The sequence below is a fragment of the Rhizobium sp. WCS2018Hpa-16 genome (assembly GCF_031843705.1).
In the GTDB taxonomy this organism is placed as follows: domain Bacteria; phylum Pseudomonadota; class Alphaproteobacteria; order Rhizobiales; family Rhizobiaceae; genus Agrobacterium; species Agrobacterium tumefaciens_C.
In genome coordinates, this window is record NZ_JAVTIX010000001.1 from 345,096 (window position 1) to 364,025 (window position 18,930).

The 18,930-nt window shown below is 52.8% G+C and carries 20 protein-coding genes; 7 read left to right on the forward strand and 13 right to left on the reverse strand.

Annotated elements, in window-relative coordinates; genetic code table 11:
• Positions 1 to 38 precede the first annotated feature (38 nt).
• Complete coding sequence (locus tag RQI55_RS01735) at positions 39 to 1,154, reverse strand: calcium:proton antiporter (protein ID WP_243255355.1); 1,116 nt, start codon at positions 1,152 to 1,154, stop codon at positions 39 to 41.
• 187 nt (positions 1,155 to 1,341) lie between these two features.
• On the opposite strand from RQI55_RS01735, the gene RQI55_RS01740 reads away from it, so the two are divergent.
• Positions 1,342 to 1,593 carry a DUF2188 domain-containing protein gene (locus RQI55_RS01740; RefSeq protein ID WP_192064178.1) on the forward strand — a complete coding sequence of 84 codons (252 nt, stop codon included), beginning with the start codon at positions 1,342 to 1,344 and terminating at the stop codon, positions 1,591 to 1,593.
• Between the two features lie 99 nt (positions 1,594 to 1,692).
• Here RQI55_RS01740 and RQI55_RS01745 read toward each other — a convergent pair whose 3' ends face one another.
• The 4 genes from RQI55_RS01745 to trxB all read right to left on the reverse strand — a co-directional run bounded on the left by RQI55_RS01745 (position 1,693) and on the right by trxB (position 5,622).
• On the reverse strand, positions 1,693 to 2,805 hold the full coding sequence (locus RQI55_RS01745) for an alkene reductase (protein WP_243255357.1): 1,113 nt from the start codon (positions 2,803 to 2,805) through the stop codon (positions 1,693 to 1,695).
• Between the two features lie 48 nt (positions 2,806 to 2,853).
• Positions 2,854 to 3,144 carry a helix-turn-helix transcriptional regulator gene (locus RQI55_RS01750; RefSeq protein WP_192064176.1) on the reverse strand — a complete coding sequence of 97 codons (291 nt, stop codon included), beginning with the start codon at positions 3,142 to 3,144 and terminating at the stop codon, positions 2,854 to 2,856.
• Positions 3,145 to 3,727: 583 nt separating this feature from the next.
• Complete coding sequence (locus RQI55_RS01755) at positions 3,728 to 4,624, reverse strand: LysR family transcriptional regulator VtlR (RefSeq protein WP_042617283.1); 897 nt, start codon at positions 4,622 to 4,624, stop codon at positions 3,728 to 3,730.
• Between the two features lie 23 nt (positions 4,625 to 4,647).
• Positions 4,648 to 5,622, reverse strand: coding sequence for a thioredoxin-disulfide reductase (trxB, locus tag RQI55_RS01760; RefSeq protein WP_042617282.1), 975 nt, complete (start codon positions 5,620 to 5,622; stop codon positions 4,648 to 4,650).
• A gap of 242 nt (positions 5,623 to 5,864) precedes the next feature.
• Between trxB and RQI55_RS01765 the strand changes: the two genes are divergently transcribed.
• From RQI55_RS01765 to RQI55_RS01780, 4 genes are read left to right on the forward strand one after another with little or no spacing between them, the layout of a single operon-like run.
• The gene (locus RQI55_RS01765) at positions 5,865 to 6,332 is read left to right on the forward strand and encodes an Lrp/AsnC family transcriptional regulator (protein WP_192064174.1); all 468 of its coding nucleotides are present in this window, start codon (positions 5,865 to 5,867) and stop codon (positions 6,330 to 6,332) included.
• A 51-nt stretch (positions 6,333 to 6,383) separates the two neighbouring features.
• Positions 6,384 to 7,115: a glycosyltransferase family 2 protein gene (locus tag RQI55_RS01770; RefSeq protein ID WP_243255358.1), complete on the forward strand. Its 732-nt coding sequence runs from the start codon at positions 6,384 to 6,386 to the stop codon at positions 7,113 to 7,115.
• Positions 7,116 to 7,154: 39 nt separating this feature from the next.
• Positions 7,155 to 8,372, forward strand: a complete 1,218-nt coding sequence (locus RQI55_RS01775) for a hypothetical protein (protein WP_311272303.1) — start codon at positions 7,155 to 7,157, stop codon at positions 8,370 to 8,372.
• A gap of 37 nt (positions 8,373 to 8,409) precedes the next feature.
• A complete protein-coding gene (locus RQI55_RS01780) occupies positions 8,410 to 9,270 on the forward strand; it encodes a hypothetical protein (protein ID WP_311272302.1) in 861 nt (286 codons plus the stop codon).
• 11 nt (positions 9,271 to 9,281) lie between these two features.
• On the opposite strand, the gene galE is transcribed toward RQI55_RS01780, so the two are convergent.
• The 6 genes from galE to gmd are packed head-to-tail and all read right to left on the reverse strand — an operon-like array spanning position 9,282 to position 15,105.
• Positions 9,282 to 10,274 carry a UDP-glucose 4-epimerase GalE gene (galE, locus tag RQI55_RS01785; RefSeq protein WP_243255361.1) on the reverse strand — a complete coding sequence of 331 codons (993 nt, stop codon included), beginning with the start codon at positions 10,272 to 10,274 and terminating at the stop codon, positions 9,282 to 9,284.
• A gap of 25 nt (positions 10,275 to 10,299) precedes the next feature.
• Positions 10,300 to 11,478 (reverse strand): DegT/DnrJ/EryC1/StrS family aminotransferase, encoded by a 1,179-nt coding sequence (locus RQI55_RS01790; RefSeq protein WP_311272301.1) that lies wholly within the window; start codon positions 11,476 to 11,478, stop codon positions 10,300 to 10,302.
• Positions 11,478 to 12,269, reverse strand: coding sequence for a glycosyltransferase family 2 protein (locus tag RQI55_RS01795; RefSeq protein ID WP_243255363.1), 792 nt, complete (start codon positions 12,267 to 12,269; stop codon positions 11,478 to 11,480). Before RQI55_RS01795 ends, RQI55_RS01790 begins: the two co-directional genes overlap by 1 nt.
• 2 nt (positions 12,270 to 12,271) lie before the next feature.
• Positions 12,272 to 13,081 carry an NAD(P)-dependent oxidoreductase gene (locus tag RQI55_RS01800; protein WP_243255364.1) on the reverse strand — a complete coding sequence of 270 codons (810 nt, stop codon included), beginning with the start codon at positions 13,079 to 13,081 and terminating at the stop codon, positions 12,272 to 12,274.
• A gap of 6 nt (positions 13,082 to 13,087) precedes the next feature.
• Positions 13,088 to 14,032, reverse strand: a complete 945-nt coding sequence (locus RQI55_RS01805; protein ID WP_243255365.1) for a GDP-L-fucose synthase — start codon at positions 14,030 to 14,032, stop codon at positions 13,088 to 13,090.
• Positions 14,033 to 14,034: 2 nt separating this feature from the next.
• The gene (gene gmd, locus RQI55_RS01810; RefSeq protein ID WP_243255366.1) at positions 14,035 to 15,105 is read right to left on the reverse strand and encodes a GDP-mannose 4,6-dehydratase; all 1,071 of its coding nucleotides are present in this window, start codon (positions 15,103 to 15,105) and stop codon (positions 14,035 to 14,037) included.
• Between the two features lie 280 nt (positions 15,106 to 15,385).
• Between gmd and RQI55_RS01815 the strand changes: the two genes are divergently transcribed.
• Together RQI55_RS01815 and RQI55_RS01820 are read left to right on the forward strand one after the other, a co-directional pair.
• Positions 15,386 to 16,201 carry a glycosyltransferase family 2 protein gene (locus tag RQI55_RS01815; RefSeq protein WP_042617275.1) on the forward strand — a complete coding sequence of 272 codons (816 nt, stop codon included), beginning with the start codon at positions 15,386 to 15,388 and terminating at the stop codon, positions 16,199 to 16,201.
• Positions 16,202 to 16,203: 2 nt separating this feature from the next.
• The gene (locus RQI55_RS01820) at positions 16,204 to 17,226 is read left to right on the forward strand and encodes a glycosyltransferase (protein ID WP_311272300.1); all 1,023 of its coding nucleotides are present in this window, start codon (positions 16,204 to 16,206) and stop codon (positions 17,224 to 17,226) included.
• Here the strand turns inward: RQI55_RS01820 and RQI55_RS01825 are convergent.
• The gene (locus RQI55_RS01825) at positions 17,210 to 18,271 is read right to left on the reverse strand and encodes a glycosyltransferase family 4 protein (protein ID WP_311272299.1); all 1,062 of its coding nucleotides are present in this window, start codon (positions 18,269 to 18,271) and stop codon (positions 17,210 to 17,212) included. The two genes, RQI55_RS01820 and RQI55_RS01825, sit on opposite strands and share 17 nt — an antisense overlap.
• A 29-nt stretch (positions 18,272 to 18,300) precedes the next feature.
• Complete coding sequence (gene greA / locus RQI55_RS01830; protein ID WP_042617272.1) at positions 18,301 to 18,777, reverse strand: transcription elongation factor GreA; 477 nt, start codon at positions 18,775 to 18,777, stop codon at positions 18,301 to 18,303.
• Positions 18,778 to 18,930 lie beyond the last annotated feature (153 nt).

An 18,930-nucleotide genomic window follows, 5' to 3' on the forward strand; every position in this document is an offset into this window, starting at 1 on the left:
TAATATCGAAGGCCCGGTCTAGACCGGGCCTTTTTGATTCATAGCCCCAAAAACAGCAGCATCACGAAGGCGGCGAACAGAATGAAGTGCGTCATGCCCTCAATGGCGTTCGTCTCACCATCATTGAGGTTGATGGCTGCGGCAAACAGGGTGATGAAAACCATCACCGTCTGAACCGGCGTCATGGCCATGATGAAGGGCTGGCCGGTATAGAGCGCAATGCCCTCCATGACCGGCACGGTGAGAATGACGGTTGATAGCGACGCGCCCATGGCGATGTTGACGACCGACTGCATGCGGTTGCGAAGGGCAGAGCGCATCGCCGTCATGATTTCTGGCGCTGCCGAAATCGTGGCCACTACGACGGCCATCAATGCCAGCGGCGCGCCGCTGCCTTCCAGCCCGTTGCTCAGGAATGCCGACATGAATTCCGCCAGAGCGCCGATAATGACGACGCCGATCAGAATGATCGCAATCGAGTAGGAAGCCGGGCCATTTTCATCGTGCTCATCCGCTTCTTGCTGCTGCTCGGCGGCGGATTTCTTGCGCTCGTTGCGCGGATAGCTGTAGCTGAAGAAGTAGCTGTGTGGACCGACCTGCATCTTCAGGAACAGCGCATAGAGCGTAATCATCGCACCGATGGTGAAGATGGAATAATAGTGCCACTTCGCCTGAGGAATGAATTCCGGCACGATCATCGAAATGCCCATGGCGGTGAGGATCATCACGACATAGGTGCGCGCCGAATCGTCATTGTAAGGCTGTTCGCCGTGGCGAAGGCCGCCCAGAAGGGCGGCGATGCCGAGAATGCCATTGATGTCGATCATCACAGCAGAATAGATCGTATCGCGCACGAGAGTGGGTGAGGTGGATTCCTGCATGATGATGGCAAGGATCAGCACCTCCACCGCAACGGCAGAAAGCGTCAGGATCATCGTGCCATAGGGGTCTCCTACCTTGGTCGCGAGAATTTCGGCATGATGGGCAACCCGCATCGAGACCAGAATAATGACGCCGATCAACGCCGCAGCGACGATGAAGGAAAGCGTCTTGCCGTGCGCCATCACCATATGCTCGGCGAAATAAGCGGCAACGGCGCAAGGCACGGCTGCGAGCAGCATACGCTCTTGTTTCAGCCTGGTGGCAATCGACATATTCGGCCTTCCGTATCATGGACTGATCAAAACCAATGCTGCGGCAAGATGTGACATTTGCACATTGGGCGATTTGGTAGGATAGTGGTGTTCAAGGACCTGGCGATTGTGCCGCGATCTCGTTCTTCAAATGCACGTTAGCGGCAAAGGTTGCCACGCTCCTTCAATCTATCAGGAGGAAGTGCGCATGACCAAAGTGGTCTACGAGATTGTTGAGCATGATGGAGGCTGGGCCTACAGGATGAGCGGCGCTTATTCCGAGGCATTTCCATCCCACTCCGACGCCGTTCAGGCAGCCCGCATTGCCGCTGCCGAACAGCAGGTGGGCGGTGAAGACGAAGAAATCTACTATCAGGATGAACGCGGCCGCTGGCACGTGGAACACAGCCTTGGTGGCGATAGGCCAGAGGCCGAAGTTGTGGACCGTAGTCCCGGCTGACCGACGGGGCGTCAAATCGCCCATGCATCGCCCAAGTTTTCTCGATGGTGCGGTACGCCGCGCATCCCCATGGGAATACGCGGCGTCTGATATCTGCGTTTAGGCAAGCGCCGGGTAGTCGGTGTAGCCTTCTACGCCGCCGCCATAGAACGTCTGCTGGTTCGGCTCGTTGAGCGGTGCGTTGTCCTTCAGGCGCTGCACCAGATCCGGGTTGGAGATGAACGCCTTGCCGAAGGCAACCGCATCAACCTTGCCGCTGTCCGTCGCGCTGATGGCTGTTTCCCGGTCGTAACCGTTGTTTGCGATCCACAGGCCCTTGCCGCCGGCATTGGTATAGGCGGCTTTCAGCGCGTCATAATCGAAGGGCTTGTCGCCCTGCTTGAAATCACGCGGACCACCCGTTGCGCCTTCGATCACGTGGATGAAGGCAAGGCCGCGGCTACCCAGTTCGCGTGCAACATATTCAAAGAGCGGCTGAGGCTCTGCTTCGAAAATGTCGTTGGCAGGTGTGACCGGGGAGAGGCGAACGCCTGTGCGGCCTGCGCCGATTTCCTTGGCCACCACATCCACGATTTCGAGCAGGAAGCGTGCGCGGTTTTCGATCGAGCCGCCATATTCATCGGTACGCTGGTTGGTGCCGGATTTCAGGAACTGATCGATCAGGTAGCCATTGGCCGCGTGGATTTCTACACCGTCAAAACCGGCATCGATAGCGGCGCGGGCGCCCTTGCGGAAATCATCCAGAACAACCGGAATTTCGCTGAGGCCCAGTTCGCGTGGCTCGGACGTCTCGGCGAAGGTGCCGGTGCCGTCATCATTGATGATGTAGGTCTTGGAATTGGCCCTGATGGCAGATGGTGCAACCGGCTGGCCGCCGTGGGGCTGGAGCGATGTGTGCGAGACGCGGCCAACGTGCCAGATCTGAGCGACAATCTTGCCGCCAGCCTTGTGAACACCCTCGGTCACGGCCTTCCAGCCGTTGATGGATTCCTGCTTGTAAAGGCCGGGAACATCCGCATAGCCCTGTCCCTGCTGGGAAACGGGCGTGCCTTCAGTCACGATCAGGCCCGCCGTCGCGCGCTGCTCGTAATAGGTGGCGTTCAGGTTGTTGGGAATGGCGCCCGGGGAGCGGTTGCGCGTCAAAGGGGCCATGACGACGCGGTTTGCCAGGGAAATATCGCCAGCCTGGGCCGGTTCGAACAGTTTTGTCATGAAATTGCTTTCTCTTCTTGGAGGTCGAGAGCGCCGAAATAGGCGCGCTTAAAGCTTCTGGTTCAGATAGCTGAGAAACTGGGAGATATTCTCCTCGTCACGCTCATAAAAATTCCACTGCCCAACCTTTCGCGATCTGACCAGCCCGGCTGCCTGCAAGGCAGCGAGGTGGGACGAGACTGTCGATTGCGATAGGCCCGATATCTCGAACTGGTGCGCACACACGCCCATGGTAAAGGGATGTGCCTGATTGAAGTGCTGTTCCGGCTGCTTCAGCCATTCCAGAAACTTCAACCGAACCGGATGAGCAATGGCCTTCAAGGCGTCTTCGTGGTTCATATCTTTCTCGTATATCTGTCCATTACGATATTTATATCGGGAATGATCGATATCAAGGGCAGGGCGCAAATTTCTTTCCCCGGGCTTCCCAGGCCAAAAAAAAGGCCGCTGGATTTCTCCGCGGCCTGACAGTTTGAAGGTCGAGACCTCCAGAGGGGAACAGCTGATGGGGCCAACAGGAGCCCGCTACAGCTTTAGAGAATATGGAGTTGCAAGCGTTCAAGAACAAGGGCCATTTGTTCAACAAACGGCTGTTCATCAGAAAATTATTGCGGGTAAAAAAAGAGGGCCACCGGATTACTCCAGGGCCCTTATAAGTGTGAAGGTTAAAAAACCTCCAGAGGGGAACAGCTGACGCGGCGGAACTGGGAGGAAAAGCCGCCGTGTGCATCAGCTGTGTGCGATATGATGCTTATTTGGGCATCGATCAACTGTTTTTTGTGCAGGCCAGCCCTGCGCCCCACGCATCGCTCGGAAATCTTGTCATATTTATTTCGCATTGCTTTACACAATGACATAGGCCAGCAAGGCGATATTGCCTGCTAATTCTCTGTTTCGAAACGATAAATACGAATTTTTGGAATCAGAAATTCCAGTTGCGCGCCTTGGCAACAACGAAATCCCGGAAGACTTTCAGCTTGGCCGCATTCTTCAATTCATCCGGGTAGCAGAAATAGGTATCGAATGACGGAATATCTGCGGGCAAGGAAAGTTGGATAAGGCCGGGGTCGCGGCCAACAATATAGTCCGGCAGGCAGGCGATGCCGATGCCCAGCAGGCAGGCGCGCTTGATGGATGTCTGGCTGTTGATCTGCAAATGCGCAAGACGGGTATTGTCCGATGAGCGCCCGGCATTTTCCAGCCAGTTCACATCAAGAAGATAGTTCGGCGCTGGCTCTCCAAACGAGATGACCTTGTGGTTATCCAGATCCTCGATGGACTGAGGCTCGCCATAGCGGTTGATGTAGGACGGGGCTGCATAGACGTGCATGTGCACGGTAAACAGCTTGCGCTGGATCAGATCGGACTGCTGCGGCTGGCGCAGGCGAATGGCGCAGTCTGCGTGGCGCATGTTCACATCCAGCTCCTCATTGTCGAGAATGAGCTGGATCGACATTTCCGGGTAAAGCTGCAGGAACTCCTGCACCTTGTCCGTCAACCATCCCTGGCCAAGGCCAACGGTGGTGGTAACGCGCAATTTGCCGCTCGGCTTCTCCGTCGTTTCGGTCAGCTGCATCTTGACCGTTTCAAGCTTCAGCAGAACGTCGTGCGCCGTGCGGTAGAGCAACTCGCCCTGTTCGGTCAGGATAAGGCCGCGCGCGTGGCGGTGGAACAGCTTGACGCCGACATCCTGCTCAAGCGCGCTGACCTGACGGCTGATGGCAGATTGCGAAAGGTGCAGTTTGTCTGCTGCATGGGTGAAAGATCCAGCTTCGGCAGCCGCATGAAATATGCGCAGTTTGTCCCAGTCTAACGGCATAGGCATGCGGTGTGTCGCCCTTCTTATTCTGCGGCAACGGCAAGCGGCGCTTGCGCTGCGAGATATCTTTCGGCTTCAAGTGCAGCCATGCAACCCATGCCTGCGGCAGTGATGGCTTGGCGATAGGTATCATCCGTCACGTCGCCGGCGGCGAATATTCCGTCCACATCGGTCGCGGTCGAATCGGGCGCTGTCCACATGTAGCCGTTTGGCTTCAGCTTCAGCTTGCCTTCGAACAGCTCCACAGCTGGCGCATGGCCAATGGCCACGAATACGCCGTGAACCGGCATTTCGGTGATATCGCCAGTCTGCGTGTTGCGAATTCTAGCGCCGGTGACCGATGGCGGCATGGGTGGCTTGGCAGGCGTGCCGACAATCTCGGCAATCTCGCTGTTCCACAGAATGTTCACATTCTCCTTAGCGAACAGGCGCTCCTGCAAAATCTTCTCGGAGCGGAAGCTATCGCGGCGGTGAACGACGGTGACCGACTTGGCGATGTTTGAAAGGTAGAGAGCCTCTTCCACGGCGGAGTTGCCGCCGCCAACCACAATCACATCGCGGTTGCGATAGAAGAAGCCATCGCAGGTGGCGCAGGCGGAAACGCCAAAGCCCTGGAAATGCTGCTCGCTCTCAATGCCGAGCCACTTGGCCTTGGCACCGGTGCAGATGATGAGCGTATCGGCTGTCCACACAGCGCCGGAATCGGTTTTGACCGTGAAGGGGCGGCGGGTCGTCTCAACCTCGGTCACGAGGTCGTTCACGATCTCTGTGCCCACATGGATTGCCTGTTTCAGCATCTGGTCCATCAGAAACGGACCCTGAATGGGATCGGCATAGCCGGGGTAATTCTCGACATCCGTGGTGATCATCAATTGGCCACCCTGTTCCATTCCAGCGATGAGAACGGGCTCGAGCATTGCACGGGCGGCATAGATTGCGGCTGTGTAGCCTGCGGGACCGGAGCCGATGATCAGGACTTTTGCGTGACGGGCAGACATGGAACATTCCTTTCAAAACAAGGTGGCAGATGGGGACAGCCATGTTCCTGGCTCTATCGCGATACACCTTTTCGTTGTCTGGTATTTAAGGGCGTCCTGCGCCGATATTCAAGGGCAGCCTTGCGTTTCCAACAGCCCATACGGAACTCTACACGTAATTTTGTGTCGTGCCATTGAACTATTATTGCGAATCCCGCCGTGAAGAGTAGAAGGAAGCATAAAGCCGAACAAGGAAGACCCGCGTGGCCAGCGTCGAACTCGATGCCATCGATCTGAAAATACTGCGCGAACTGCAGCGCGATGGGCGCATGACGAATGTGGAACTGGCAGACCGCGTTGGTATTTCCGCGCCGCCATGCCTGCGCCGGGTGCGCAAGCTGGAAGAGGCCGGTATCATCGAAGGCTATCACGCCATGCTGAATGCGCCCAAGCTTGGCTTCGACCTCGTGGCCTTCTGCATGGTGGGGCTGAAGCGCCAGTCCGAAACCAACCTCAAAGCCTTCGCCGCCGCCACAGAACGGTGGCCGCTGGTGCGCCAGGCATGGATGGTCTCAGGTGAAAGCGACTTCCTCCTCCACTGCGTCGCCGAAAACCTCACACGCTTCCAGGACTTCGTGATCGAAGTTCTGACTGCGGACGAACACGTGGATACCGTGCGCACCATGCTGACGATACGCCAGGTCAAGCGCGTTGGGCTGGTTGGGGTGTGATGCGCAATCGTTTCGAGTATTTGTCTTCGACTGTCGTTGAAAGCTGAGCATATGAATATCGACATTTCAATCGTAGCAGGCCGACGCCCCGACCTCCTTGAAAGAACGCTGGAAAGCTTTTCGCAGAATGCTTTCCGCTTTCATAATGTCGTGAACGTCTATGCCAACATCGACCCCATTTTTGGCAATGCGGAAGATGAGGCGAAATGCATTTCGCTTTTGGAGGCCCACTTTAACGCCCCCATCATCCACACACCAGAAGTGGCGGGTTTTACGGCTGCGGTGAAAAGGTTGTGGCAGGGCACAACCGCTGACTATGTATTCCACCTTGAGGATGACTGGATTGCGCTCGACACCCTTGATCAGAGGGTCGAGGACTGCTTTTCCGGTGACGTCAAGCAAGTCTCATTTCACAGCGCCAACCAGAATTGGAATATTGGTCGAAAAGGCCATTTGCACCGGGGCAAACATTATCTGAAATTCCTCGGTCTAAAGCTGCCGACCGGTACATTTCCAAAATTCACAACGTCACCCTCGATCATTGATGGCAAGGTAGCGCGTAACTGCGCAAAGCTGATGGACGTGGCTTTTGATCCAGAAAAGCAGTTTTATTCCAATGTGAATAAAGACATGGAAAGCTACATAAGCGTCTTCAACAACTACATATTCTCTCCGAAAGGTGTGCCTGTGGTGGAAGACACTGGAAGAGACTGGCGTGACCAGCGGGGTATACAGAAGAAGATCGTTAACGCGGCAAGTTCGTGGGTTAATGATGGGCAGTAGACACCTCCAAGCATTTGGTATCGAGCGATGGTTATGACTATGGACGAAAAGCCCAGGAAGCTTTTGATCGTTGAACGCAAGCTGATATCGAACCGGGGTCATCACCATACTCAAATCAATGCGCTGAAATCCCTATTCCCAAACCATCAAGCATATATTTTGGCCGGGGATGGATATGATGGATTTTTGGGGACGGCGGTTGGAACAATTGGCACGCGCGATCTGAAGCTTGCGAGGCTGCATGCAAAATTAAAGTGCGGCACTCTTACGCAACGCCTTTCAGCTGGATTTTCCGCCTTGTTGACGGGGCGTCTTCGGCTACCTGCGTCGGCATATGGCCGAAAGCTTGCTGAAGTTTGCATGGAGTTGAACATAACGGGGGAAGACATTGTCATTATCCCGACTGCTGATCTCGATTCATTGGAGTCGGCGCAACATCTCAGCGAAGAATTGGGAGCTCTGGCCCCAACAGTCGCGTTACGCTTTCTCTCGCCGATGCTGGGTGAGAAAGACGCTAAATTTCGAGAGCTCCGGTTTCGGCAGGCAACCCAAAAGCTTTCGCCCCGGCTTCTCCTGTTCACGGAAACGGAGGAAATGGCGCGCCATTTCGGGTCGCGGTTTGGTGTGAATGTTCAAGGCGGATTTTACATGCCTTGCAGCATAGGTTTTGAGAAGAGCGACGCGAATATTTCTGCGTCTAAATCCCATTTCCGCGTCGGAGTTTTTGGTGCCCCTCGGGCAGAGAAGGGTAGCCACCGCATCGCGAATATTGTTCGCTGCGTTGCAGAGCATGAAAAACTGAATGCCGGTCAGTCCATAGAGTTTGTCCTGCAAGGGTCGCCGGAAGATTTATCAGAAACGGGTGTCTATCGCGGATTGAGCGAATTTCTGAGCACCAAAGACGGTGTCGTCGTTTCAAACAGCGGTGACCGTCTTTCACCGGTTGAGTTTGAAAAACTATTCAGGTCCGTCGACATCATTTTGTTGCCCTATGACGTGTCGGTCTATGCCCTTCAAGGCTCCGGCGTGATTCAGGATGCCGTCGCGGCATTAAAGCCGATCGTGCACTCGAAGGGCATGTCCATGTCCAGCTTCCTGAATCATGGAAATGCTTTGGCGGCAGTAAGTGATGAGGACTTTGCCAAGGCGATCATGGAGGTAAGCCGAAATAGTGCGCCATTCGTCGGGGGCGCAATGACTGCATCGAAATACTTCGAAAATTATATGGAAAATTTCCCTGCGATGTTCAATCGTTGAAATCTCAAAGATGCAAGCTGAGAGAGCGTAATAGCATATGGCAATACCGATTATATACGTCCGATACGGCGAGCTTAGAGAGCACACGCAAGTTTCTTTGCGGCAAACGCTAGAACGTAACGACAATGTGTTTTTTCTGGGTAACCACGATCCCGAGGTTGTCGGCGTAAATTACTTCGACATCAGCAAATATGACCATGGCATTGAGGAATTTAAGAATACGTATGTGCACCTAAGTACTAATCGGTATATCTTTGAAGTCTATTGCATAGCCCGATGGTTTTCACTTCGCAATCTCGTCAGAGAGTTGGATCTGGACCATTTTTATTACTGTGACGACGATGTCTTCAATTTTTCCCGAATTGATGAGGTGTACAATCTTTACAAGGGATACGAAGCGGCTTTTCTCTTTCCATCGAATTTGGAACTCGCGTCGGCCTGTTGTTCCTTTTGGACTCGAAAAGCTCTCGAAGATTTTTGTAATTTTATCATTTCTGAATACACAACTAACTTGAAACGATATCTGGAGATCTGGAACGCTGTTTCATCTCGCGATGAGCGGGGTGGGGTAAGTGACATGACGTTTTTATATTTTTTCTCTCAAGGCAGAAATGTGGGCTCTTTAACCGAAGTGACGCCTCAGGGGTGCTTCGACATGAATCCTCTTATTTCACAGAATGCGGTTCTTGATGAATATGAGATGGAGCGTCCTTATCTCCTTAGAAAAGTGATCAAGAAGATGATCTACAAGGATAAGGACGCCTTTTCGTTCAACAGAAAGGCAGAAAAGCTCGTGAGGATATTTGCTGCTCCCGAGCACGCCAAGTTTGAGGTCATAAAGTCGGAAAGGAATATCGTTCGAAAAACGATTTATCGCCTTCTATATTCCGCGCGATAGGACATCAAAGCTCAAACGGCATTTTTTGTGAGAAGGTGGCGTTCCCAGGCCAACGCGCTTCCAACAATCGCGTTGAGGTCATTATGGCGAGGGTGCCAATCCAGTTCTCGTATCGCAAGGGCTGGATTTGCGACGACCATGACAGGATCCCCCCTGCGGCGTGCAACATTATTCCTAACAATTTTTTTGCCAGAAACGATTTCGACTGCTTCTATGACTTCTAACACGGAATATCCTTGGCCGTATCCGCAATTGAATGTTGATGACTTTCTCGTTTCTCTCATTTTTTTTAATGCTAAAAGATGCGCCTCAACCAAGTCCCAAACGTGGATGAAGTCACGAATGCAAGTCCCATCGCGAGTGGGGTAGTCTGTGCCATAAACATCAATGTGTGGTCGCAACCCAAGAGCAGCCTTACACGCGGACTTTATGAGATGCGTCGCAGACTTTGTTGATTGTCCCGTTCTTCCTCTAGGGTCAGCACCCGCCACATTGAAATATCGTAGTGCCGTGTAATGAAATGGATATGCTGTGGAGGCGTCTCTCAGCATTATTTCAGTCATAAGCTTCGAAGATCCATATGGCGACTCTGGTATTGTTTCCCTCGTTTCGTCAACCGTTCCAAGTTCCTTCGGCGTTCCATAAACAGCGGCGGTTGAAGAGAAGACGAAGTTTGGAATGCTTGAGCGCACAGCGCATTCTATGAGAGTTCGGGACTTCGACGTGTTATTGTTATAGTAGGATAATGGGTCTGAGACCGATGCTGGAACGATGCTAGATCCAGCAAAATGAATTATCGCGTCTATTTCGTTGGTGGAAAAAATTTCATTCAAGAGTGATTCATCGCCAACGTCTCCCTCATAAACCCGACATTCCGCTGGCAACGACCACCGAAATCCCGTCACAAAATTGTCGATGACAACAACGTCCTCGTTTGCATCAAGCAAAGCCCATACCATGTGACTGCCAATATAGCCGCCACCGCCCGTAACAAGAACGCTCATAAGAGTAGATCCAACTTTTAATCAATCAACAGGCCACAGCAACGCTCTTGAATATTTCACATATCCTAGAAATATCCCTTTCATCTATATTATGATGATTTGGAAGATACATTCCGTAATCATGCACCTTGTCAGCGTTTGGCAGGTTGGGGTCGACACCTTTTTCTCTTGTCCAGAAGGGATGGCGGGCAATGTTGCCACAAATAAGTGGGCGACTTTCGATACCTTCTTTTTTCAGTAGCTCGTACACTTCAAGTCGATTTTCGACGAAGGTGCCATATGCGAAGGAAGACAAGAGATCCGTCTGGCTGCTTTGGCAGAAATAACCATCGAGATTATTTCGGTATGAATTGAAATTTCTCTGTCGAATGTCACCAATATTGTCAAGTTTCTTCAGCTGAGACCGACCTAGGAATGCTTGGAGATCAGTAGACCGCAAATTGAACCCAGCATAATAAAACGTATAAAGGTTCCGAAATTCGTCGATATTGAATTCTTTAGTCAGTGCATTTCTGCGCTCTGGAGACAAATCCCGCGACCATCCGTGCGACCGCAAAGACAGCATCATCTGATGCAGATCCGAATTGTCTGTCACCACCATGCCGCCTTCGATCGTAGAGATATGATGGCCGTAATAGAAGGAGAACGAACCTGCCTCCCCGAATGTGCCAAGTTTTTTACCCTCCAGCGAACTACCAAGAGCTTCGCAGCTATCTTCCAGTAAGATAACATCATACCTTCGGCATATGTCCTGGATCTCCGACATGTGATTGGCATGTCCGAGTACATGTACGAGAATAAGGACGGCTGGTTTCTCTGTCTTGCAGAGGTGTTCAAGATGATTGAGGTCTAGTCCCAGATTCTGAGGGTCGCAATCACATAATGTTACGTCAAATCCAAACTGTAAGAGCGGCGACACGGTTGTTACCCAACTCACGGCCGCGGCAATAGCCTTGTTATTTCGAAGCATGCCAGCCTGTTTCATAGCGTAGATCATGAGCAGGTTGGAGGACGATCCCGAGTTAGTAAAGACGGCATGGGAGCTCCCCAGCCAGTCCCTGAACTCTTCTTCAAAGGCGATCGTTTCTCCCGCCTTCGTGAGCCTGTTGCCAGCCAGAATCCAGTCGCTCAGCGCCTGAAGCTCTTCTTTGCTGATGGTTTCTTCAGCCAGATTTATAGGTTTGTGTAAGCTAACTTCGGACATCACTTCCAGCCTGTCATTTTTCTTGCAAAACTTAGTATCTTCATCTCACGGTAGTACCGCTTGATTTCGCCGTAAGCCTTGTTGATTTGCAACTTTTTTTCTTTGTCTTTCTTCGCGTCGATCGTAATCGAGCCTTCATGCGCGCGAAACGTGGCAAGAGGCTCCTTAACATATGCCAGTTTTTTGTACCGCAACATTGATTGAAGCGTGATCCAGCAATCCGGTCCCACACCCCGGTATTCGGCGTTGGCCAGCGGCAGGCGCCCTTGGTATAGCGAGTCCAGCAACAACTGTTTCCGGTAAAGTGCGCAACCAGGAGAAATTAGAGAGTTCAATATCTGCTTCTCTAGTCTGGAATTCTTGTAGATTCCTGTTTTGGGTAGCCAGTCGTTAAATTGCGTTTCAATTATTTCAGAGGTTTTATCATCGAAAATGTGAACGCTACTGAACGCAAAACCGACGTCTGGCTCCATCAGCGAGAGGCAGGATTCAATAAAATTAGGCTCTATCCAGTCGTCATCATATTGTAGATGAACAAATTGCGTCGTCGCAGATAAGACACCTTCCAGCCAACAAAAATGTGGGCCGAAATCGTTTTCTCGCTTTATATATCGGACGTTATTTCCATAGGTTTCTACAATTTCGTCTGTGTTATCAGTCGATCCATGATTGACGATAATAACTTCGCAGTTCACCGTTTGAGCGAGTGCGCTGTCTATTGCCGTAGCCAACAGTTTGGCGCGGTTGAAGGTCGGAATAACGATTGTTGCAACGGATTTATTGTCAGCCATTATTAGTCTGTAGCTCCGTTGTTACGTTCGAAAATTTTCAATCTTGTTACATTTGCGAGCAACATGTCGGAATTGCCAACGTGTAGAATGTCCAGTGTTTCTGAGGAAAGCTGCTGAACAAAGTCACTAATTCTGGTTGGTTTGCCAGACCCTATATTTATGATTCCCTGATACTTGGAGAGGGATAGAGCTAAAATGTAATTTGCCGCTTGTTTGGCTGGCAGAAAATCCCGTACGCTGTCTGCTCCGCGTAACTCAAACGGTGAGCTTAAATCGGCCGTAAGGAGACGCTCTTCAATGCGAGGTCGCAAAAAGGAGCCCTTTTGTGCTGGGTCGTGGATCGAGAAAACTCTACCAATTCCCCAGGGAAGGTCGAGTTTATTGCAGACATCTTCAACCACTATCTCCGCCATTCGTTTGGTTTTGCCATAGTAAGACAGCGGGTCAGTAGCGTCGTCTTCTGATATTGCATGTTCGCTCGGGGAGTAAACGTGCGCAGAGGAGCATTGAAAGAAATAAGGTTTGATTTTCTTTTCGGATATTACCTCTAGAAGGGATGTGACGCCGCCTACGTTAACCGAGTATGCTTTTGCAGGATCATTCTCAACGGTCTCGACTGCAACGACGGCGGCCAGATTTATAACGATATCGATGTCGCCTGCTCGTGTCACAGCAGCGTCAATATCGTTTCTGTCCCGAATGTCGCCATCAAATTCATACACCTGAATATGGGATTTTGACGTTAGTGCAGCACATAGATGTCTGCCAACGATTCCTCGACTTCCAGTTATGAATATTTTTGTACGGCTCATTTCGTGCTACCTGAAGTACTGATATATTTTATCTGCGTGATATAGTAAATTCAGACCGGAGCGGAGCTCATTCCTCGGCTCCCAACCCATCGCCCTCAACTTTTCTGCGCTCATCAGCTTGCGTGGTGTGCCATCGGGCTTGCTCAAGTCATGCTTGATTTCGCCTTCAAAGCCAACGATTTCGCAAATAAGTTTTGTCAGGTCGAGAATTGAGATGTCTCCACCGCTGCCGACGTTGATGTGGCTTTCGTCGGAATAGGTTTTCATAAGAAAGACCAAAGCGTCAGCGCAATCGTCGGCGTGGAGGAATTCGCGGCGAGGGGTGCCGGTGCCCCAGATGACCATTTCCGTGTCGCCACGCATTTTTGCTTCATGCGCCTTGCGAAGTAGCGCGGGCAGAACGTGGCTAGATGTTAGATCGAAATTATCGCCTGGGCCATAGAGGTTCGTCGGCATGGCGGAGATGAAGTCGCACCCATATTGTTTGCGATAGGCCTGCGCCAGTTTGATGCCTGCAATCTTGGCGATCGCGTACCATTCATTCGTCGGCTCGAGTGCGCCTGTCAGGAGCGCCTCTTCTGTAATTGGCTGTTCTGCGAACTTTGGATAGATACAGGATGAGCCGAGAAAAAGTAGTTTTTCCACGTTTGAGCGATAGGAAGCCTCAATGATATTGGCCTCTATCATCAGATTTTCGTAGAGGAACTCGGCGGGACGGGTGTCATTTGCTAGGATGCCGCCAACTTTTGCTGCGGCCAGAAACACAGCTTGCGGCTTGTTGGCTGAAACCCAGTCTGTCACCTGTTGCTGGTTTCGTAGATCGATTTCGTCTCGGGTTACGGTGAGAATTTCGCACTGCTCAGCCTCAAGTCGGCGCACGATGGCAGAGCCCACCATGCCCCGATGGCCGGCGACCCAGACGCGCTTGCCCTGGAGATTGTAGAGTGACATTCTCAAAGACCCTTCGGAGCCATTTCCAGCTGCATTGCTTGAAGATCGCTCTCAACCATTTCTCGCGCCAGTTCACGGACACTTGTCTCGTGCTTCCAGCCGAGTTTTGTATGCGCCTTCGTGGGGTCGCCGATGAGGAGGTCCACTTCTGTCGGGCGGAAATAACGAGGGTCTACTTCTACGAGGACCTTGCCGGTGGCCGCGTCGATGCCCTTTTCGTCGACACCCTGACCTTCCCATTTCAGGGTCATGCCGGCATCCGAAAATGCCCATTCCACGAACGACCGAACGGGTGTGGTTTCGCCTGTTGCCAGCACGTAATCATCCGGCTCTTCCTGTTGCAACATCAGCCACATGCCACGCACATATTCCTTGGCGTGGCCCCAGTCTCGCTTGGCATCCATATTGCCGAGATACAGCTTTTCCTGCCGGCCCAGCTTGATGGCAGCGGCTGCGCGCGTGATCTTGCGGGTCACGAATGTTTCGCCGCGCAGGGGGCTTTCATGGTTGAATAGAATGCCGTTTGATGCATGCAGGCCGTATGCCTCACGATAGTTTACCACGATCCAATAGGCGTAAAGCTTTGCGGCGGCATATGGGCTGCGCGGATAAAATGGCGTTGTTTCCCGCTGCGGCACTTCCTGAACAAGCCCGTAAAGTTCCGATGTCGACGCCTGATAGAAGCGGGTTTTCTTCTCAAGTCCGAGGATGCGGATCGCTTCCAGCAGACGCAATGTTCCGATGCCGTCTGCGTTTGCTGTGTATTCCGGCGTCTCGAACGAAACCTGCACGTGGCTTTGTGCGGCAAGGTTATAAATCTCGTCCGGCTGCGTTTCCTGCACGATGCGGATCAGGTTCGTCGCATCCGTCATGTCGCCATAGTGCAGGAAAAAGCGCGGGTTCTCCTCGTGCGGATCCTGATAGATGTTTTCGATACGTCCGGTGTTGAAGGATGAGGAGCGGCGCTTGATGCCGTGGACGATATAGCCCTTGTCGAGCAGCAATTGGGCGAGATAAGCTCCATCCTGACCGGTAACGCCGGTAATGAGGGCTACTTTTTGTTTATCCGCCATTTTGTCACTGCCTTCATGTGATCTAGCGTCGACCAGTGACACGCCGATCACAGCGCGGTCGAAGGTGGACGATAAGTTTTTTGACAAGTCTCTGCTTCATTCGGCGATAACCCAAAAAAGATGCAAAATAAACCATTGATTTGCCGGGCAAGTCACTATCCCGGCCTACATTCCTGCATCTTGTCTTCAAGGCCATTGCAAATTTTGGCAGCTCGGTTTTATAGACTGTTCGGTAGGCCGTTGGCCACAGGTTGCCGCGCTTGCTAATGTAGGAGAACGAATGCAAAAACAGGGTGTCTCCGCTTTCATCATTTGCCTTAATGAAGAGGCATATCTCGGCAATTGCATAGAAAGCCTCGAAAGCTGCGCCGAAATTGTGATTGTCGATTCCGGATCGACGGACGGTACGCAGGCGCTGGTGCAGAGCTATATCGAGAAGGGCTGGCCTATCAGGTTCATGTTCGAGCCATGGCGTGGCTATGCCGGCCAGAAGCACTTTGCCCTGGAGCAATGTACGCAAGCCTGGTGCCTGAATATTGATGCTGACGAGCGGCTGGATGCGGCGTTGCAACAGGCACTGCCGGAACTGATCGCCGCGCCCGATACCATTGTCGGCTGGAAAGTTGCACGTCGTCCGTATCTCATCGGCTATGGCTACACGCCGGAAAACGTGCGCGAGCGCAAGAACCTGCGGCTTATTCGTAATGGCAAGGGTGCCTATGATCTTTCGCAGAAGGTCCATGAGGGTATCGTGCCGTCAGGAGCAGTGAATGCTTCGGAGAAGGGCAGTTTACTGCATTACCGGCCGCTCATTATCGATGAGCAGATATTGAAAGAAAACAAATATTCGACGCTAAAGGCTGACCAGCAGTTTGCGGAAGGTCGCAAGGCTCGTCTTTCGAGTTTGCTGGTCTCGCCGCTTCTCTATTTTCTGCGCCTCTATTTAAAAAATGGCCTCTGGCGCTGCGGCGTGCCGGGCTTTATCGAGGCGGCGACAGGCGGTGTCTATGCGTTTCTCACCCAGGCAAAAATCTATCAGCGCCATGCGCTGAAACGTCGACCCAATGTCGATACGATCGTGCGCGGAAGGACTTAATAATGAAGGTCATGCATTATCACCTTGGCAAGGATGGCGGGGCAGAGCGGTTCTTCGTTCATCTCGTCAACGCTCTCGCGCGCAGGGGTGTTGAGCAGCATGCCGTCATTCGTCCCAATCGGCAGTGGCGTAAAAACATTGACGGTGTTTGCGGCATCACCGAAAGCAACTTCCGCAATTTTTCCCCCGACAGGCTGCTATTGCCGATGAAGGTCATGCGCATGGCGCGTCAGGAAAAGCCTGCCGCGCTCATGTCATGGGCAACGCGCCCCAGCCGGTTGATGCCGGCCTATAAGGGCTGCATCAAGCTTTCTCGACTGGGGGATTATCCCACCAAGCTCGATTACTTCAGCAATACCGATATCCTCGTCTGCAATACGCCGGGTATTGGCGAGCATGTCCGTGCCCTGGGTTGGACGCGTGGCGTCGAAGTGATTTCCAATTTTACCAACACGCAAGAGATCGCGTCCATTTCCAAAGCTCTGCTTGATACACCGGAAAATGCCCCGGTGGTTATGTCGATGGGCCGTTTCGTCAAGCGAAAGGGTTTTCACACCTTGATCGATGCCGTCGCGGCTTTGCCTGGGGTCTATCTCTGGCTGGTGGGCGATGGTGAGGAGCGGGAAAGCCTTGAGGCGCAAGTGGATGCGCGCGGCATGCGTGAGCGGGTGCGCTTCCTGGGATGGCAGGACGATACACGTCCTTACGTTTCGGCTGCAGACATCTTCGTCATGCCCTCAAGCCATGAGCCATTGGGCAATGTCATTCTCGAAGCATGGGCGCAGAAAAAACCTGTGGTCTCGTCCAGATCGGAAGGACCCATGTGGTTCATGCGCGATGGAGAGAATGGGTTGCTTACGGATATTGGCGATGATGCTGGTTTCGCGGCTGCCATCAGCAGCCTTTTGAATGATCGGGCTCTCTCTCAGCGCGTAGCAACTGGCGGACATGAGACCCTGATGCGTCAGTTTTCAGAAGAAGCCGTGTCTTCTGCCTATATCGAACTCTTCAAGCGCAAGCCATAAGCGCCGCGTAGACGCTTGCCAGCCTTGCCGCTTCGCCGTCGATCGTAAAATTCTGCGCCACGTGCTGGCGCGCAGCCAGCGAAGCGTTGATGCGCTTTTCGTCGTCGCTCATCCAGCTTGATGCGGCTTGGCTCATGGCATGCAGATCGTCACGTGGAATGGTGGCTCCGGTCGCATGTTCTACAATCAGCTCAGGGAATGCACCGACATCGGTCGCAATAACCGGCACGGCCGTTGCCATCGCCTCAAGCGGCGTCAGGCCAAAGCCTTCCCAGCGCTGAGGGGCAATGAACAGGTCGAGGGTGCGATACCATTCATTGATGTTGGTGTGCTCGCCCACAAAGAGAATACGGTCTCCAAGGCCTGCAGCGCGAACCTTTTCCTTCAAGCCGTTTTCAAATTCCACATGCGGCCCGGTGGCGCGGCCGGCAATGATGGCAGACCAGCCCGGCTGTTGCGGCAATGTGGCAATCATCGCATCCACGAAAAGGTCCGTGCCCTTTTGCTTGCGCACCCTACCAAAGCAGCCAACATATTTCTTGTTGGCATCAAGGCCGAGGGCACGTTTCGCCTGCGCCTTATCGGCGGGTGGGCAGAAGCGGTCGGTATCGATGCCGTGCATGATGACGGTTCTGGGCAGGTCCATATAGGACGCCGTCTTGTTGCTGGTCGCGATGATGGCATCCATGCGCGAAATCAGAAACTTCGTCCAGCCACTATGCTTGCGCTGGGACGCGGATGTGAAGACCACTTTCAGCTTCATGCGCAGCACATCCCGCATGAGAATGGCAGGCAGCATTTCGATATTGCGCCGCGCATGCCAAACGCGCGGCTTTTTTTCCGGCCCTATTTGCCAAAGCTTCCATAGTTCACGAAAGCGAACATGCGGCAGGCTGCCGGGCAAGCCCGGGCCAATGGCCGCCACCTTCTGCCCCTGCCTGTTTTGAACAGGCAGAAGCTGAATGATCGTAGAGGTTACGCCAGAGAGCCTGCGCTTGAAATTCGGCGCAAGCACCTGGACATCGGCCAAGTCAACATGTTGCAAATTGGATAACTCGGGCAGGGGGCTGCTAATCAACCCCAGTTTACGGAGAGGATCTCATAGCCGCGCGAACCGCCGGGTGCATTCACCTCGATGCTGTCGCCAACTTCCTTGCCGATAAGCGCGCGGGCGATTGGCGAGGAGATGGAAATGCGGCCCTGCTTCACGTCGGCTTCCTGGTCGCCCACGATCTGGTAGGTCTTCTGCTCGTTGGATTCTTCGTCGATGAGCTTGATCGTCGCACCAAACTTGATGGTGGTGCCAGACATTTTCGAGAGGTCGATAACCTCGGCGCGGGCCGTCAGGTCTTCCAGTTCTGCAACGCGGCCTTCATTGTGGCTCTGCGCTTCCTTGGCAGCGTGGTACTCGGCATTTTCCGAGAGGTCTCCATGGGCGCGTGCTTCGGCAATGGCTTCGATGATGCGCGGACGCTCCTCCTGCTGGCGGAAGCGCAGTTCTTCCTGCAACTTGATGAATCCACCCTGCGTCATTGGCACTTTTTCTACCATTTTTTCTTCCTTCGCATTCGATCTACGGTACCCGCAGACACAAAAAGAAACAGGTTCCGGAGCAAAACTACGGAACCATGTCAAAATCACAATTTCCGACACTATATCAGAAGACCGGAGTGATTTGCCAGATAATTTGAAGCCATCCATTTC

What these genes read in the sequence shown, in the direction of transcription:
- RQI55_RS01735 (WP_243255355.1), bottom strand. Translation starts at nt 1,154, where the DNA reads ATGTCGATTGCCACCAGGCTGAAACAAGAGCGTATGCTGCTCGCAGCC.
- RQI55_RS01740 (WP_192064178.1), top strand. Translation starts at nt 1,342, where the DNA reads ATGACCAAAGTGGTCTACGAGATTGTTGAGCATGATGGAGGCTGGGCC.
- RQI55_RS01745 (WP_243255357.1), bottom strand. Translation starts at nt 2,805, where the DNA reads ATGACAAAACTGTTCGAACCGGCCCAGGCTGGCGATATTTCCCTGGCA.
- RQI55_RS01750 (WP_192064176.1), bottom strand. Translation starts at nt 3,144, where the DNA reads ATGAACCACGAAGACGCCTTGAAGGCCATTGCTCATCCGGTTCGGTTG.
- RQI55_RS01755 (WP_042617283.1), bottom strand. Translation starts at nt 4,624, where the DNA reads ATGCCGTTAGACTGGGACAAACTGCGCATATTTCATGCGGCTGCCGAA.
- trxB (WP_042617282.1), bottom strand. Translation starts at nt 5,622, where the DNA reads ATGTCTGCCCGTCACGCAAAAGTCCTGATCATCGGCTCCGGTCCCGCA.
- RQI55_RS01770 (WP_243255358.1), top strand. Translation starts at nt 6,384, where the DNA reads ATGAATATCGACATTTCAATCGTAGCAGGCCGACGCCCCGACCTCCTT.
- RQI55_RS01775 (WP_311272303.1), top strand. Translation starts at nt 7,155, where the DNA reads ATGGACGAAAAGCCCAGGAAGCTTTTGATCGTTGAACGCAAGCTGATA.
- RQI55_RS01780 (WP_311272302.1), top strand. Translation starts at nt 8,410, where the DNA reads ATGGCAATACCGATTATATACGTCCGATACGGCGAGCTTAGAGAGCAC.
- galE (WP_243255361.1), bottom strand. Translation starts at nt 10,274, where the DNA reads ATGAGCGTTCTTGTTACGGGCGGTGGCGGCTATATTGGCAGTCACATG.
- RQI55_RS01790 (WP_311272301.1), bottom strand. Translation starts at nt 11,478, where the DNA reads ATGTCCGAAGTTAGCTTACACAAACCTATAAATCTGGCTGAAGAAACC.
- RQI55_RS01795 (WP_243255363.1), bottom strand. Translation starts at nt 12,269, where the DNA reads ATGGCTGACAATAAATCCGTTGCAACAATCGTTATTCCGACCTTCAAC.
- RQI55_RS01800 (WP_243255364.1), bottom strand. Translation starts at nt 13,081, where the DNA reads ATGAGCCGTACAAAAATATTCATAACTGGAAGTCGAGGAATCGTTGGC.
- RQI55_RS01805 (WP_243255365.1), bottom strand. Translation starts at nt 14,032, where the DNA reads ATGTCACTCTACAATCTCCAGGGCAAGCGCGTCTGGGTCGCCGGCCAT.
- gmd (WP_243255366.1), bottom strand. Translation starts at nt 15,105, where the DNA reads ATGGCGGATAAACAAAAAGTAGCCCTCATTACCGGCGTTACCGGTCAG.
- RQI55_RS01815 (WP_042617275.1), top strand. Translation starts at nt 15,386, where the DNA reads ATGCAAAAACAGGGTGTCTCCGCTTTCATCATTTGCCTTAATGAAGAG.
- RQI55_RS01820 (WP_311272300.1), top strand. Translation starts at nt 16,204, where the DNA reads ATGAAGGTCATGCATTATCACCTTGGCAAGGATGGCGGGGCAGAGCGG.
- greA (WP_042617272.1), bottom strand. Translation starts at nt 18,777, where the DNA reads ATGGTAGAAAAAGTGCCAATGACGCAGGGTGGATTCATCAAGTTGCAG.